The following is a 16280-nucleotide window of genomic DNA, read 5'->3' on the forward strand; positions in this document are numbered from 1 at the left end:
AGCAATGTGATTTTTTGTAATTGGAGCTATTGAAGCATCATTTTAGCCTTTTTTATCGCGGAGATAAAAACATCTACTTCTTCAAAAGTGTTGTAAAAAGAGAAACTTGCACGCACAGTTCCTGGAATTTTAAAGAAATCCATAATTGGCTGAGCACAGTGATGACCAGTACGAACGGCAATACCTAATTTATCTACTATGGTGCCAATATCGTAAGGATGAAGCCCTTCAATATTAAAAGAAATTACTGCAGTTTTATCTTTTGAAGTCCCATAGATTTTTAAACCTTCAATTTCCAGAAGCTCTTTGGTTGCATATTCTAAAAGCATATGCTCATAAGAAGCAATGTTTTCAAAACCAATAGCATTCATATAATCTAGTGCAGCGCCAAAGGCAATTCCTCCGCAGATGTTTGGTGTTCCTGCTTCAAATTTATGTGGAAGTTCTGCATAGGTGGTTTTTTCGAAACTTACCGTGGCAATCATTTCACCACCACCTTGATAAGGAGGTAATTTGTTTAACCATTTTTCTTTACCGTATAACATTCCAACTCCTGTTGGACCACACATTTTATGTGCGGAAACTACATAAAAATCTACATCCAAAGCTTGTAGATCTGCTTTAATATGTGGTGCAGCTTGTGCACCATCTACTAGAATAGCAGCTCCAGCTTTATGTGTAGCTTCAATTATTTCTTCAATAGGGTTAACGGTACCAAGGGCGTTGGAAACATGGTTCACAAAAACCATTTTAGTTTTATCTGAAAGTAACTTGTGAAAAGCATCCATATCCAATTCCCCTTCCTGGGTCATTGGAATCACTTTTAAAACAGCGCCAGTTTTTTCACATAACATTTGCCAAGGCACAATATTAGAATGATGTTCTAATGCTGATACTATTATTTCGTCACCCGTGTTTAACTCTTGTGCAAATCCATTAGCCACTAAGTTAATACTATGCGTAGTTCCAGAAGTAAAGATGATCTCATGAGATTTAGCCACATTAAAGTGCTGCTGAATTTTCTTTCTAGCAGCTTCGTATTTATCTGTAGCTTCTTGAGAAAGGCTGTGTACTCCTCTGTGGATGTTAGCATTGTAATTAGAATAATAATCTACAATTACATCTATAACTTGTTGGGGAGTTTGTGAAGTCGCTGCATTATCTAAATATACCAAGGGATATCCATTAACCTTCCTTTTTAAGATTGGAAAATCTAAACGGATAGTTTCGATATCTAATGGCAATTTATCGGCAACAGCTTTCATAAAGATTCAATTTTTGTCTTAAGAAAATAACTTTTTAAAATTCAAGTTGTTAAAGATCGAAACCTAGCTTAACTCCTAACTTAAGTGCAATTTGATGTGTAATTCTCTTTTTGATCTCTGGAATCTTTACACTTTCCATAACATTATTAGCAAAAGCATACATTAAAAGAGCACGAGCTTCTTTTAACGGGATTCCTCTGGATCGCATATAAAACAAAGATTCTTCATCCAATTGTCCAATGGTACAACCATGACTACACTTTACATCATCTGCAAAGATCTCTAATTGAGGCTTCGAGTTTATTGTTGCCTTATCGTCCATCAAAATATTATTGTTAGACTGAAAAGCGTTAATCTTTTGTGCATCTCTATCTACTAATACCCTTCCGTTGAAAACCCCTACAGAATTATCGGCGAAAATGCCTTTATAATCTTGGTGGCTTTCACAATTAGGTGAAGTATGGTGTACCAGCGTATTATGATCTACATGTTGCTTCCCTTCAATAATAGTAATCCCCTTCAAAGTAGATTCAGAACGTTCTCCTTTTTGATAAAAATTTAAATTGTTTCGGGTTAATTTTCCACCGAAAGAGAAGGTATGCATAAAGCAATAGCTCTCATCTTTTTGCTCAATAAACGTATTATCAATTAATGAAGCAGAATCTCTATCATTCTGGATCTTATAATAATCTACAATTGCTCTCTTTTCAGCAAAAACCTCTGTTACAGAATTGGTAAAAACAGGATGATCTGTTAAACTCTGGTGTCTTTCTATAATCTGAACCTGAGAGTTTTCTCCAACTACAATAAGGTTTCTAGGTTGAACCAATAATGCCGATTCATTACCTGTAGAAAAATTGATTATTTGAATTGGCATATCTGCCGATTTATTATCGTGAATATGGATAAATGCTCCTTCTTTAGAAAACGCAGTGTTCAACGCATTTAATCCACTATTTTTTGGAACTATTTTATTAAAATAATTCTCTATTATAGGCTTGTATTTAGACTTGCTTAAAGCAGAAGACATTAAACAAACATCAATTTTATCGTGTGTAGTTTGCGATAAATGAGAAGAGTAAATCCCATCTATAAAGATCAATTTATAAGAATCGATATCATGAATTAGATATTTCTTGATATCCTTATAGTCTATAGCATCTTCCTTGTTCGGGAAAACGCTATAATCATGCTTTAGGACCGAATTTAAAGAAGTGTATTTCCAGGCTTCATCTTTTTTAGATGGAAAACCTAAAGTTTCAAATTCTTTAATGGCATCGCTTCTTAATTGATGTATGTCTGTATCTACATCAAAAGCTTCTTCAAAAGCCATAAATGAGGATACTAATTTATCTTTTAATTCCATTTTGTGCGTATCAAGTTTTCTGCCCAAGGGGCAGGTTTCAAGTTTCAAGTTTTAAACTTTACACCTTGAAAATCTTTTTTATTTAAATAGGATATGAAACTTGCAATTTTTCTGCTTAAACTTTCATAACCGCTCTTTAATTCTATGAACTTTTCTTCTTTAATATATTCCGAATCATATAATCTATATAATTGGGATCGGACTTCACCCGCAGAGCCTTTTGCTATAGATAGAAATTGTCTAAACTCCAAGTTTCCATCTCTTTCAAAACCTTCAGCAATATTATCCATTACAGAACCTGATGCTCCTTTTATTTGATCTCTTAATTTAAAATCTAATTTTAAATCGGTTGTTTTGGAAATTATAATTATCTCCTTTGCTAAATCACGTGCTGCATTCCAAATCTTCAAAATTTTTAATGGTAGCCATAATTTCAAAAATTTATGTTGATTTAAACCTTAAACCTTAAACCTTAAACCTTAAAAATGGCGAAACTCCTTTAAACCGATTTTTCTTGTTTCACCCAGTCATAACCTCTTTCTTCCAATTCGTAAGCCAACTCTTTATTACCAGATTTCACAATTTTTCCATCAACCATAACGTGAACAAAATCTGGAACTATATAATCCAATAAACGTTGGTAGTGCGTGATCAATAAAACTGCATTATCCTCGCTTCTCAATTTATTTACACCATTAGCAACAACTTTAAGAGCATCGATATCCAGACCGGAATCTGTTTCATCCAAAATTGCCAACTTAGGGTTTAACATTGCCATTTGGAAAATCTCATTTCTCTTCTTTTCACCACCTGAAAATCCTTGATTTAAAGAGCGAGATAAGAATTTGCGATCTATTTCCAATAATTCAGATTTATCACGAATCATTTTCAACATATCCTTTGCAGGCATATCTTCTAAACCTTGAGCCTTTCTATGCGCATTTAGAGATGCTTTCATGAAATTTGTTACTGAAACTCCTGGGATTTCTACAGGATATTGAAAGGATAAGAAAATACCTTTGTGAGCTCTTTCTTCGGGATCTAATTCTGAAAGATCTTCTCCTTCGAACAAGATCTCTCCACCCGTCATTGTATATTCCTCCTTACCAGCAATAACAGAAGAAAGCGTGCTCTTACCAGAACCATTAGGTCCCATTATAGCATGAACTTCCCCTGGATTGATTTCAAGATTTATTCCTTTAAGGATTTCTTTATCCTCTATGTTGGCCTGTAAATTCTTTATTTTAAGCATGTGTTTATTATATTTTTCCGAAAAAAATCGGATAAATTATTTATTCATTTTCTATAATGGGTTTCGCCATTATATCCACCACTTCAGTTATCTCAATTAATTTTGAATAGCCGGTAGCTTGTACATTATCTTTAACTTGTCCTTTAACTTTTATTGGAATAATGCTGTTTTCGCCTTTTTTGAAAGCATTTAAGCTATCATTCAGTTTGAAAGCAATAGAATCCATTTTCACTTGATAAACGAATTTATCACCTTTTAAAACCGCCATTTTTCCAACAGAGATAAAATCACCTTCGTATACCTGAATACTGTCCACTACTTTTTCAGTAATCTGCGTTTCTGGTTGCTTTTCAGGCTCATTATCACATGCTAGAGCAAGTGTTATAATGCTTATTATAAGTAAAAACTTCTTCATTCTTCAATTTATCCTACAGATCCTTCAAGGGATATTTCCAATAATTTTTGTGCCTCTACAGCAAATTCCATTGGTAAGTTGTTCAATACTTCCTTACTAAAACCATTCACGATAAGTGCAATAGCTTTCTCGGTAGATATCCCACGTTGATTGCAATAGAAAATTTGATCTTCACCAATTTTACTGGTAGTTGCTTCATGCTCTACTTGAGCAGTTTTGTTTTTTACTTCTATATAGGGGAAGGTATGCGCTCCACAGTCATTCCCCATTAAAAGGGAGTCACATTGGGAAAAATTTCGAGCATTATCTGCCCTACTATTTATCTGAACTAATCCTCGATAAGAATTCTGGGATTTCCCAGCAGAAATACCTTTCGAGATAATAGTACTTTTAGTATTCTTACCTAAATGGATCATTTTTGTTCCAGTATCGGCTTGCTGAAAATTGTTGGTTACAGCAATAGAATAAAACTCACCTATTGAATTATCTCCTTTTAGAATACAAGAAGGATACTTCCAAGTAACAGCAGATCCTGTCTCAACTTGTGTCCATGAGATCTTCGCGTTTTTTTCACAAATTCCACGTTTGGTCACAAAGTTATAAACTCCACCTTTTCCTTCTTTATTACCGGGAAACCAGTTTTGAACTGTAGAATATTTTATCTCTGCATCGTCTAAAGCAATAAGTTCCACAACCGCAGCGTGTAATTGATTTTCATCTCTGGAAGGGGCAGTGCATCCTTCTAGGTAACTTACATAACTCCCTTCATCTGCAACTAAAAGAGTTCTTTCAAATTGCCCAGTATTGGCTTGATTTATTCTGAAATAAGTTGAAAGTTCCATTGGGCATTTCACACCTTTTGGAATATAACAGAAAGAACCATCACTAAATACAGCTGAATTTAAAGCTGCATAAAAATTATCTTTCTGTGGAACCACAGTCCCAAGGTATTTTCTCACGAGTTCTGGATGTTCTTTAATCGCATCAGAAATACTCATAAAAATAATTCCCTTTTCTCCCAAGGTTTTCTTGAAAGTTGTAGCAACCGAAACTGAATCTACTACAATATCCATTGCAACATTGTTCATTTTCTTTTGCTCATCTACAGAGATCCCTAATTTTTTGTACATCGCTAATAGATCTGGATCTACATCGTCTAATGTTTTATTTGGGTCTACCGTTTGTGGGGCCGAATAATAGGAAATAGCTTGAAAATCTGGTTTCGTGTAATGTACATTTGCCCATTCTGGCTCTGTCATTGTTTGCCATATTCTAAATGCCTCCAATCTCCAATTGGTCATCCATTCTGGCTCCTCTTTTTTCTTTGAAATAGCCCGAACAATATCTTCATTTAAACCAATAGGAAATGTTTCCGATTTTAAATCGGTATAAAAGCCATACTCATACTCTTTGGTTTCAAGCTCCTTCTTTAAATCGTCTTCAGTATATGCCATAATTTTTTTCTAGTTTTAAGGTTAAAAAGTTTAAAAGTTAAAATGTAGATTTTAGGTATTTAATTAATCCACTTATCAGTTTTGAAACTTCACTAACTTTTAAATTTAACCTTTCAAATTCGTCGTTTGATACATATTTTAAATCAGTAGCAAGATATAATTGGGAACGAAATTCTCCTGAGGAGGCTTTTGCTATATATAAAAAACGTATAAATTCTTTCGTTGTTTCCCGTTCAAACCCTTCTGCAATATTAGATGTTATTGAAATACTTGCCCTCCTAATTTGATCCCTTAATCCATAATCTTTGGAAAAATCTCCGTGACCAGTAATCAAATAAAGTTCGGAATTTAATTCCCTTGCCTTTTGCCAGGCAATGATCTCTTCAAAGGAATTGAATTTTGCCATCCAAACTTTACAAACTTTAAAACATTTAAACTTTAATACTTTATTTATAGTGAAAAACTTTCACCACATCCACAGGTTCGTTGTGCGTTCGGATTATTGAAAACAAAACCCTTTCCGTTTAGTCCGCCAGAATATTCAAGAATTGTTCCCGCCAGATATAATACACTTTTCTTGTCGACAACAATTTTTACATCATTATCTGTAAAAAGCTTATCGCTTTCTTGTTGGGATTTATCAAACTTCAATTCGTAAGATAATCCGGAACAACCTCCACTTTTAACACCAACGCGTACAAAGTCTATAGATGCATTATAACCTTCATCGGTCATAAGCATTGAGATCCTTTTTTTTGCGTCTTCGCTTACCTTTATCATACTTAAAAGATTAGTCATAATTTGACTGCAAATATACATCAAATCAAGCGGTTTACCATAGCTGAGAGATTTGTTTTAAGAATAGAGATATAGGCAAGTCTAATGAGCTTTTTAGGTGTTTTTAGCTCAATAAATCAATAATATTCTAGCTTGCCAGATCCTATCTTAAAATCACAAATGCTATTAAAACAGTGATTTTTGAGAGAATATTCAGTTATTTTGCACATTCAAAAATTAAATGCACATGATAGAAGATAGTCAACAAAGTAGAACAAAACTTTCAGAATTGGGGGAATTTGGTTTAATAGACCTTTTAACTAAAAATCTTGAAAGTAAATTACCATCAACTATCAAAGGAATTGGAGATGATGCTGCTATATTAAATTTTGAAGGAAAACAAACTATTCTAACTACAGATTTGTTAGTAGAAGGGGTGCATTTTGATCTAGCTTATATGCCTCTAAAGCATTTAGGATATAAAGCGGTGATGGTTAATCTTTCTGATGTTTATGCTATGAATGGGGTAGCAACTCAAATTACTGTCGGGATTGCTTGTTCAAATAGGTTTCCAGTAGAAGCCTTGGAGGAGCTATATTCTGGTATAGAACTAGCGGCTAAAATGTATAATATAGACGTTGTTGGTGGCGATACCACTTCTTCAACGAAAGGTCTTTTAATTAGTATTACCGCAATAGGCGTAGCAGATAAAGAAGATGTAGTTTATAGAAGCGGTGCAAAGCCAAATGATTTATTAGTGGTTACTGGAGATCTTGGAGCAGCTTATATGGGATTGCAGATTTTAGAGCGTGAAAAAGAAGTTTTTAAAGTGAACCCTAATTCACAACCAGATCTTGATGCATATACTTATTTAATAGAAAGACAACTGAAGCCAGAAGCTAGAAGAGATATTTCAGGCTTACTTAAAGCTTTAGAGGTAAAACCTACGTCTATGATCGATATAAGTGATGGATTATCTTCTGAAATTATGCATTTGTGTAAAAACTCAAAAACTGGAGTTAACTTATTTGAAGATAAAATCCCATTAGATCCAGCAGTGATCTCGGTATGTGAGGAATTTGATATTGATAGCACCACAATTGCATTAAGTGGTGGAGAAGATTATGAATTATTATTCACGGTGGCTCAAACTGATTTCGAAAAGATCAAGGCGAATCCTAATTTTTCAATTATTGGTCATATGACAGAGGAAAATGAAGGAATGCATTTAGTGACCAGAAGTAATACCAAGATTCCATTGATTGCAAAAGGCTGGAATGCTATGGAAAACGATGCAGAAGATTAGGATGCGTTTGCGAACTGACGCTGTCTGCGTGCACTTCTTCTTTTATAAAAATTAGCTAAAAATTTATTAGTCTCTTTAAATTTCGGAGTTAACTTCGCCAGTAATCCATTTGCGGTATCTGTCATTTCAACTCCACATTTAGCGCATTGATATTCATGAATATGATCTGTAACATTTTTGGAAACTTTTAATTGATGTCCGAAGATGCTGCAATATGCTACTGCGAACGAAAATGATTTAGGGGATTTTGGTTTCATATAAGCTTATTTTCTTGATGGCAAATTTAAAAGTAATAAAAAAAAGTTAATTAACCGACGTAATACGTTAATTAATCGATAAAGTGCATAATTTTTTCTATTTCATTTTTATTTTCTATAAAGGATAAATGCCCGCCAGACAGGGGTAAAAAAATACAATTTGTCTTATTCGCAACTATTTCAGCATCACTAAATTTAAGTATGGGATCATTAACTCCAGCAATCATATATTTTGTGCCATTATACAAAGCTAATGTTGAAGTTTCGTCTGTACGAATTTTCATACCTTTTAAAGCTGCTATAATTCCTTCTTCGGAAAAATTTAAAGCTTCTTTTTTTAGTTTTTCCAGCTGCTCAGGAAATAATTCCCTGTTTTTAACACTCAGTAAATTCGAGATTGCCATACTTATATAAGAATTTTTGCTCTTTCTAATAATCTTAATAGCTCGATCTCTATTTTTTCTGCGTTCTTCATTATCTGATTCTGGTGTAGAATTCAGAAGCACAAGTCCTTTGGTTAGTATAGGGAATTTTTTGCAGAAAGCCAAACTTACATATCCACCCATAGAATGGCCAATAAAAGTAACTTCCTTTACTTCAAGTTTCTGCAAAATATATAATACAACCTCAGCCATTAATTCCATGCTATGGGTCTCCTTAAAATTTCCGGATTTTCCATGTCCGGGAAGGTCTATTGTGATCACCTGTCGCTTTTCCGAAAGTTTCTCAATAAAGGGATGCCAAATAGAACTACTCTCTAAAAATCCGTGTAAGAGAACTAAGGGATTTCCTGTTCCCTTAGAACTGTAAAAGAGCGGGGTATTTTTATATATTTGTATCATTTCTACAATATATTATAATAATTTAATTGGCAATATTAAACTCGCCTCTTCTAATTATAAAATCAAATAGGAGATTCACAGATAAATTCAATTAGATAATCCCATAAAAAATAGTTTAAATTCAATAAAGAAGGTTTAATAGTTGGCTTTGCGCTATTTGCATTATTCTTTGGGGCAGGTAATTTAATTTTACCTCCTTTTTTAGGTTTTTTAAACGGTTCCCAATGGTATCTCGTAGCTTTAGGATTTGTTATATCTGCCGTAGGACTGCCATTATTGGGCATTTTTGCGCACGCTAGATTACAGGGGAATATGTTCAATTTTGCTGAAAAGATCTCTCCCATCTTTAGTTTGATCTTCTGTTTACTTATCTATGTAATAGTTATTGCTTTGCCTAGTCCCAGAACTGCAGCAGTCACACATGAGATTGCTATAGCACCTTTCTTCGATATCTCTCCACTTACTACAAGTATTATTTATTTCTTATTGGTTTTTGTATTTGTAATTAAACGATCCACGGTTATAAATAACATTGGAAAGTTCTTGACGCCTGCTATTTTACTCTTGTTATTGGCAATTATTTTTTCAGGGTTTTTTACTGAATATGAGCCCATGGGAACCGATTTAGCAGAACTTCCGATACTTAGTGGCTTCTTTGAAGGATATCAAACTTTCGACGCAATTGCGGCCCTGGTGGTGGGAGGAGTTATAATCATCTCAGTAAAACTGGAAGGGTATAATTCTCCTGTAGAGATCCGCCAACTAATTACCACCGCGGCAATATTGTCTGGATTAGGATTATTGTTGGTGTATGGCGGACTCATATATAACGGGGCAATGGTAAATTCAGAATTTCCTCAGGATGTAACACGTACCGAATTACTGTCTGGAATTAGCCTCTTAAACCTAGGTAGTTTTGCTCAAATTTGTCTTGCAATTTTAGTTGCCTTAGCTTGTTTTACTACAGCAGTGGGAATTGTAACAGGAACTGCCGATTTTATGTCTGAACAAATCAAGCGCCCGCATGTTTATTCTATCACCGTTTTCTTGGCTTGTTTTCTAGGAGTTATTATTGGAGCACTATCTGTAAATGCTATTATTGAAATTGCGCTGCCAGTATTATTATTGGTTTATCCTTTAACTATAGTTTTAATTTTGTTGAATGTAATGCCGGCCAATTTTAGAACTAGATCAATAATGATGATGACAGTAATTGCAACAACACTTTTTAGCCTTCCAGATGCACTGAAATATGTAGTGTCTGAAGAATTGTTCTCGAACATCCAATTATATATTCCTTTATCTGAATTTGGATTTGGCTGGGTAATCCCGGCATCTATTGCATTTTTTGGAACTTATTTTTATGAGCATAGTATTTCGAATCGTTCACCTCAAACTGAGTAAACTTTAAACTTTGCGAAGACATCTCGACTCCGCTCGATGTGATTGGATAAATATAATTGAGCAATTGAAATTATGTGATTTGTCAACCTGAGCGGAGTCGAAGGGTCTCTGATAACTCTGAATAAGATTTTTAAAAAAAACAACCCTGCTAAAACCTACTATTCTAAAACTAGGCTTCGACAGGCTCAACCTGACAATTTCGTGTTTTTGTCATTCCAATTTAGAAAACTTTCAGGAGAAATCTCAATCAAAGGGATTCTGTATAAAAAAAGCCTGTTGAAAATAATTTCAACAGGCTTAATCTGATAATTCAGTATTTAAAAACTTTATGAGTTCATAAGATCTTCGATCTCATCAGCTTCAATAGGGATATTTCGCATTAAATTGAACGGTTCTCCTTTTTCTTGTATTACAAGATCATCTTCCAATCTAATTCCAAATCCTTCCGCAGGAATATAAATCCCTGGCTCCACCGTAAACACCTGGTTTGCTTGCATTGGCTCAGTTAAAATACCATAATCATGAGTATCTAAACCAATATGGTGAGAGGTCCCGTGCATGAAATATTTCTTATATGCTGGCCATTCTGGATCTTCATTTTTCACATCGGCTTTGTCTAATAATCCAAGACCTAATAATTCTGAGGTCATAAGTTTTCCAACTTCAACATGATAATCTGCCCAAATAGTTCCTGGAACCAACATTTTTTGAGCGTCGTTTTTTACTCTATTCACTGCATTGTAAACATCTTTTTGTCTGGCAGAGAACTTTCCTGAAACAGGAATTGTTCTAGACATATCACTGGAGTAATTTGCATATTCTGCTCCTGTGTCCAATAATATAAGATCTCCCGCTTTACATTGCTGATTGTTCTCTACATAATGTAGCACATTTGCGTTATTTCCACTGGCAATAATTGGAGTATATGCAAATCCTTGAGATCGATTGTACAAGAATTCGTGCATCATTTCTGCCTCAATTTGATATTCCCAAACCCCTGGTTTTACAAAGCCTAAAGTTCTGCGAAAACCTTTTTCAGTAATATCACAAGCTTTCTGCATTTGTTCCAATTCTATTGGGTCTTTTACAGATCTTAATCTTTGAAGGATTGGATTACTCTTAGCTACTTGATGTGCAGGATATTTTTGTTTACACCATTCAATAAATCTTGCTTCTCTGGTTTGAGTTTCCACATTTGCACGATAGTGCTCATTGGTGTTAAAATAGATGGTTTCAGATTGCGTCATGATCTCGAAAAACACTTTTTCGAATTCTTTCAACCAATACACAGTTTTGATACCACTGGTTTCAAAAGCTTTCTCCTTTGTCAACTTTTCACCCTCCCAAACAGCAATATGATCATTGGTTTCAGTTAGAAAAAGAATCTCTCTATGCTTTTTATTTGGAGCATCAGGAAATAAAACCAAAATACTTTTATCTTGGTCTACACCACTTAAGTAGAAAATATCACGAGCTTGCTGAAACGGCATCGTGCTATCTGCACTAATCGGGTAAATATCGTTAGAGTTAAAAACCGCCAAGCTATTAGGCTTCATTTTAGATATGAAGTTTTTGCGGTTCTTAGTATAAAGTGAATTGTCTATTAAATCGTATTTCATAAAATGTATTTAGATTTAGCTGAAGCAAGAAAAGATTTCCCGTCTGCACTTAAAAATTCAAATTTAAAAAAGATAAGTTCAAATGCTGTTAAACTAAGCGTAAAAGACTTGGCATTTCTTTAACATTTCGCTTATTCATAAAGACCTAACCTATTTCTTAGGGCTAAATTTTCCTCCTTCAATTTGTTTTGCCTATCTAGTAAATGTTTGATGGCTTCTAAACCTTCTAAATTAATATCTAGATCAAAATGTAAGCGCAACAGTTTTTCGAAGTTTGCCATGTTATCACAGTGCACATATTCTCTTTTTTCCACCGTAATCACTTCTATTAGACCACTATTATTTAAAGATCTTATAAAAGTGTGTTCTACGCTATAGCGTTCACAAAGTTCTTCGGTTGCAATTAATTCCTCTAAGTTCATGATCGTAATTTTTGTAATTCGGTGTACAGTTCCTTTTCTTTTGATGAAAGATCTGTTGGAACTTTAATGTTATATGTAATAAACAAATCTCCATAATCACTTTCCTTTTTATATTTAGTAAAACCCTTGCCTTTCAGTTTCACGCGCGTGCCATTTTGTGTTTCCGGTTTAATAGGTAGTTTAACTTTCCCGTTATAGGTGTCTATGGTAATTTCTCCTCCAAGTAGCGCCGTGTAAAAATCCAGATCTATATTGCTATATAAATTCTCTTTTTCTCTTTTGAATTTGGTGTTGTTCAATATTTTAAATGTGATAAAAAGATCACCTTTTGGTCCGCCTTGTGCTCCTGGACCACCATGTCCTGAAATCTTGATAGTTTGTTCATTTTCTACTCCTGCGGGAATTGTAAGCCTTAGGCTTTTTCCATTTACGGTAAGAGTTTGTTTATGGCTGGAATAAACGTCGGTTAGATTTAACTGAAGCTCTGCATTAAAATCCTGACCTTTAAACTGTGGGGATCTTCCTGTTCCTCGAGACCTTGCGCCACCTCCAAACATTGTTTCAAAGAAATCTGAGAAATTATCATCATCAAAACTACCAGAATAGGATTGTCCTTGTCCGCCGCCAAATCCACTTGGACCGCCTCTTTGTTGGCCTCTCTGTCTTTTTTGTTGCTCAAATTGATCTGCATGCTGCCAATCTTTCCCATATTCGTCAAATTTCTTTCGCTTTTCAGGATCGCTTAAAACTTCATTAGCCTCATTGATCTGCTGAAAACGTCTTTTGGAACTTTCATCATCTGGGTTTAAGTCTGGGTGATATTTTCGTGCAAGTCTTCTATATGCTTTTTTGACATCTGCTTTGGTTGCAGATTTGTCTAATTCTAATGTTTTGTAATAGTCTATAAATTCCATTGAAATAGTAGTAAGTATCGTGTTGTATTATGAGATACTGAAATTACTAAAAATGAAACATACAATCAGTTAAGTTTATCTAAAAAGCCGAAAGTGCTTTAAAATATTCTGAATTTCGAAAAGTGGGATCGCGTATTTAGACTTAGATTTAGAATATTAACGCAAGTGTTTGTTACAGATGGTTCAACAAATACTAAAGTACTTTGGTTTAGTTCTAAATTGGCATTGAAATACACCTTAAAGTTTGTGTGTAACTATTTTCAGATGTATTTTTGCTCTTAAAATTTCACAAAAATAATCAAACCAATGGGTGGATTACTTAAATCTTCAGTAGCAAAAAAGTTTGCTATGGCCTTATCGGGACTTTTCTTAGTCCTATTTTTAGCTCAACACTTTACTATTAATTTAACTTCGGTAATAAGCCCCGATACTTTTAATGAGATCTCTCACTTTATGGGGACTAATTTCTTAGTACAGGCAATTTTACAGCCCATACTTATTTTGGGTGTGATATTTCATTTTATTATGGGTTTTGTATTAGAAATTCAGAACAGAAATGCAAGAGTTAAGAGTTATGTAAAATATAACGGAAGTGCAAATTCTAGTTGGATGTCAAGAAATATGATCTATTCTGGAGCAGTTGTGTTGGCCTTTTTAGGACTTCACTTTTACGATTTTTGGGTTCCGGAATTAGTGCATAAATATATAGAGTCTCATCCGGCAGATGCCACAAGGTATTACGGAGAGTTAGTAGCAAAATTTGTAAGCCCTGTGAGAACTGGTTTATATGTAGTTTCATTTGTGTTTTTAATGCTACACTTACTACACGGCTTTTCTTCTTCTTTTCAATCTATGGGAATAAGAAATAAATATTCTGAAGGAATAAGAAAATTCACTGTTGGATACGCTATCATCATTCCATTAGGATTTATCTTTATAGCGCTGTTTCATTATTTTAATAACCTTTAAAAGGTAAGATTTATGTCAATTTTAGATTCAAAGATACCGAAAGGACCACTAGAAGATAAGTGGAGCAACTATAAGAATGATATTAACTTAGTTAACCCTGCCAATAAACGTAACATTGATGTTATTGTAATTGGAACAGGTTTAGCAGGAGGAAGTGCTGCGGCAACATTAGCAGAACTGGGATATAACGTAAAAACATTTTGCTATCAGGATTCTCCAAGACGAGCACACTCTATTGCAGCGCAAGGAGGAATTAATGCAGCTAAGAATTATCAGGGAGATGGAGATTCTAGTTATAGATTGTTTTACGATACTATAAAAGGTGGAGATTACAGGTCTAGAGAAGGAAATGTTTACCGACTTGCGGAAGTTTCTGGAAATATTATAGATCAATGTGTTGCTCAAGGAGTACCATTTGCAAGAGAATATGGTGGAATGTTAGATAACCGTTCTTTTGGAGGGGTATTGGTTTCACGTACTTTTTATGCAAAAGGTCAAACGGGACAACAATTATTGTTAGGTGCTTATTCGGCAATGAACCGCCAGATAAACCGTGGTAAAATTCAGGCTTTTAACCGTCATGAGATGATGGATGTAGTTCTTGTTGGTGGAAAGGCCCGAGGAATTATTGCTAGAGATATGGTAACCGGAGCAATCGAGCGTCATTCTGCTCACGCAGTAGTTTTAGCTTCAGGAGGATATGGAAATGTATTTTTCTTATCTACCAATGCAATGGGAAGTAACGTAATGGCTGCCTGGAGAGCGCACCGTAGAGGAGCATATTTCGCAAATCCATGTTACACACAAATTCACCCAACTTGTATTCCAGTTTCAGGAGATCATCAGTCCAAATTGACTTTGATGTCTGAGTCTCTTCGAAATGACGGTAGAATTTGGGTTCCGAAGAAATTAGAAGATGCAGAAGCAATTCGTGCTGGTAAGAAAAAGCCAACAGATCTTGCTGAAGAAGATAGAGATTATTACTTAGAGAGAAGATATCCTGCTTTTGGAAACTTAGTACCACGTGATGTAGCTTCTAGGGCTGCAAAAGAACGTTGTGATGCAGGTTTTGGAGTAAATAAAACAGGAGAAGCTGTTTACTTGGATTTTGCTAGTGCAATAGAGCGCTACGGAAAAGAGAAAGCATTTACTTCTGGTCATAAAAACCCTTCAAAAGAGGAAGTATATAAATTAGGAAAGGACGTTGTTGAGTCTAAATACGGAAACCTGTTCCAGATGTACGAGAAGATCGTAGATCAGAACCCATATAAAACTCCAATGATGATTTATCCTGCGGTTCACTATACTATGGGTGGACTTTGGGTAGACTATAACTTGCAAACTACCATTCCTGGGTGTTATGCCGCAGGAGAGGCGAACTTCTCTGATCACGGCGCAAACAGACTAGGGGCTTCAGCCTTAATGCAAGGTTTAGCAGATGGATATTTCGTGTTGCCTTATACTATTGGAGATTACCTATCTAAAGATATTAGAACTGGAAAGATCCCAACTGATACTTCAGAATTTGATTCTGCAGAAAAAGAGGTTACAGATAGAATAAATAAATTAATGAATGCTGGTGGACAACATTCTGTAGATTTTTACCATAAGAAATTAGGTAAAATTATGTGGAACAAATGTGGAATGTCTAGAAATGCTGTAGAGCTTAAAGAGGCTATTAATGAAATAGCTGAATTGCGTGAGGATTTCTGGAAGAATGTAAAGGTTCCTGGAACTGCAGATACTAAGAATGCTGAATTAGAAAAAGCAGGAAGAGTTGCAGATTTCCTTGAATTAGGAGAGCTTTTTGCAAAAGATGCATTACATAGAGAAGAATCTTGTGGTGGGCATTTTAGAGAAGAGTATCAGACTCCAGACGGGGAAGCGCTTAGAGATGACGAAAACTTTAAGTACGCAGCAGCTTGGGAGTACACTGGGAAACCAAGTGATGCAATTCTACATAAGGAAGAATTGATATTCGAAAACATTGAGTTGAAAACAAGAAGTTATAAATAGGT

The 16280-nt window shown here is 34.8% G+C and carries 17 protein-coding genes; 4 read left to right on the plus strand and 13 right to left on the minus strand.

Annotated elements, in window-relative coordinates; translation table 11 throughout:
* Nucleotides 1–26: 26 nt before the first annotated feature.
* The 8 genes from I130_RS01615 to I130_RS01650 form a co-directional block, all read right to left on the minus strand.
* Complete coding sequence (locus tag I130_RS01615; RefSeq protein WP_034918198.1) at nt 27–1265, minus strand: aminotransferase class V-fold PLP-dependent enzyme; 1239 nt, start codon at nt 1263–1265, stop codon at nt 27–29.
* Between the two features lie 49 nt (nt 1266–1314).
* On the minus strand, nt 1315–2631 hold the full coding sequence (gene sufD, locus I130_RS01620; protein ID WP_034918942.1) for a Fe-S cluster assembly protein SufD: 1317 nt from the start codon (nt 2629–2631) through the stop codon (nt 1315–1317).
* A 44-nt stretch (nt 2632–2675) separates the two neighbouring features.
* Entirely contained in the window at nt 2676–3068 is a 393-nt protein-coding gene (locus I130_RS01625; protein ID WP_083932844.1) for a four helix bundle protein, read from the minus strand.
* Between the two features lie 62 nt (nt 3069–3130).
* Entirely contained in the window at nt 3131–3883 is a 753-nt protein-coding gene (sufC, locus tag I130_RS01630) for a Fe-S cluster assembly ATPase SufC (RefSeq protein WP_034918202.1), read from the minus strand.
* A 40-nt stretch (nt 3884–3923) separates the two neighbouring features.
* A complete protein-coding gene (locus tag I130_RS01635; protein ID WP_034918205.1) occupies nt 3924–4298 on the minus strand; it encodes a hypothetical protein in 375 nt (124 codons plus the stop codon).
* A gap of 8 nt (nt 4299–4306) precedes the next feature.
* On the minus strand, nt 4307–5752 hold the full coding sequence (gene sufB, locus I130_RS01640) for a Fe-S cluster assembly protein SufB (protein WP_034918209.1): 1446 nt from the start codon (nt 5750–5752) through the stop codon (nt 4307–4309).
* Nucleotides 5753–5789: 37 nt separating this feature from the next.
* Complete coding sequence (locus tag I130_RS01645; protein WP_034918213.1) at nt 5790–6158, minus strand: four helix bundle protein; 369 nt, start codon at nt 6156–6158, stop codon at nt 5790–5792.
* A 44-nt stretch (nt 6159–6202) separates the two neighbouring features.
* Nucleotides 6203–6532 carry a HesB/IscA family protein gene (locus tag I130_RS01650; protein ID WP_034918216.1) on the minus strand — a complete coding sequence of 110 codons (330 nt, stop codon included), beginning with the start codon at nt 6530–6532 and terminating at the stop codon, nt 6203–6205.
* Nucleotides 6533–6776: 244 nt separating this feature from the next.
* Here I130_RS01650 and thiL point away from each other — a divergent pair, with 244 nt between their 5' ends.
* The gene (thiL, locus tag I130_RS01655; protein ID WP_034918220.1) at nt 6777–7835 is read left to right on the plus strand and encodes a thiamine-phosphate kinase; all 1059 of its coding nucleotides are present in this window, start codon (nt 6777–6779) and stop codon (nt 7833–7835) included.
* Here thiL and I130_RS01660 read toward each other — a convergent pair.
* Both I130_RS01660 and I130_RS01665 read right to left on the minus strand, forming a co-directional pair.
* Nucleotides 7832–8092 carry a hypothetical protein gene (locus I130_RS01660; protein ID WP_034918223.1) on the minus strand — a complete coding sequence of 87 codons (261 nt, stop codon included), beginning with the start codon at nt 8090–8092 and terminating at the stop codon, nt 7832–7834. The two genes, thiL and I130_RS01660, sit on opposite strands and share 4 nt — an antisense overlap.
* Before the next feature lie 71 nt (nt 8093–8163).
* Complete coding sequence (locus I130_RS01665) at nt 8164–8934, minus strand: alpha/beta hydrolase (RefSeq protein ID WP_034918226.1); 771 nt, start codon at nt 8932–8934, stop codon at nt 8164–8166.
* A gap of 138 nt (nt 8935–9072) precedes the next feature.
* Between I130_RS01665 and brnQ the strand changes: the two genes are divergently transcribed.
* Entirely contained in the window at nt 9073–10338 is a 1266-nt protein-coding gene (brnQ, locus tag I130_RS01670; protein ID WP_034918229.1) for a branched-chain amino acid transport system II carrier protein, read from the plus strand.
* A gap of 326 nt (nt 10339–10664) precedes the next feature.
* Here the strand turns inward: brnQ and I130_RS01675 are convergent, their stop codons facing one another.
* The 3 genes from I130_RS01675 to I130_RS01685 form a co-directional block, all read right to left on the minus strand.
* Nucleotides 10665–11957, minus strand: coding sequence for an aminopeptidase P family protein (locus I130_RS01675; RefSeq protein WP_034918232.1), 1293 nt, complete (start codon nt 11955–11957; stop codon nt 10665–10667).
* A 131-nt stretch (nt 11958–12088) separates the two neighbouring features.
* Complete coding sequence (locus I130_RS01680) at nt 12089–12379, minus strand: chaperone modulator CbpM (RefSeq protein ID WP_051119580.1); 291 nt, start codon at nt 12377–12379, stop codon at nt 12089–12091.
* Nucleotides 12376–13293, minus strand: coding sequence for a DnaJ C-terminal domain-containing protein (locus tag I130_RS01685; RefSeq protein ID WP_034918239.1), 918 nt, complete (start codon nt 13291–13293; stop codon nt 12376–12378). The genes I130_RS01680 and I130_RS01685 overlap by 4 nt, the downstream gene beginning before the upstream one ends.
* A gap of 306 nt (nt 13294–13599) precedes the next feature.
* Here I130_RS01685 and I130_RS01690 point away from each other — a divergent pair, with 306 nt between their 5' ends.
* On the plus strand, nt 13600–14262 hold the full coding sequence (locus tag I130_RS01690; protein WP_034918244.1) for a succinate dehydrogenase cytochrome b subunit: 663 nt from the start codon (nt 13600–13602) through the stop codon (nt 14260–14262).
* Nucleotides 14263–14274: 12 nt separating this feature from the next.
* A complete protein-coding gene (locus I130_RS01695) occupies nt 14275–16278 on the plus strand; it encodes a fumarate reductase/succinate dehydrogenase flavoprotein subunit (protein ID WP_034918249.1) in 2004 nt (667 codons plus the stop codon).
* Nucleotides 16279–16280: the final 2 nt, after the last annotated feature.

This window comes from Gillisia sp. CAL575 (assembly GCF_000403785.1).
Lineage (GTDB): Bacteria > Bacteroidota > Bacteroidia > Flavobacteriales > Flavobacteriaceae > Gillisia.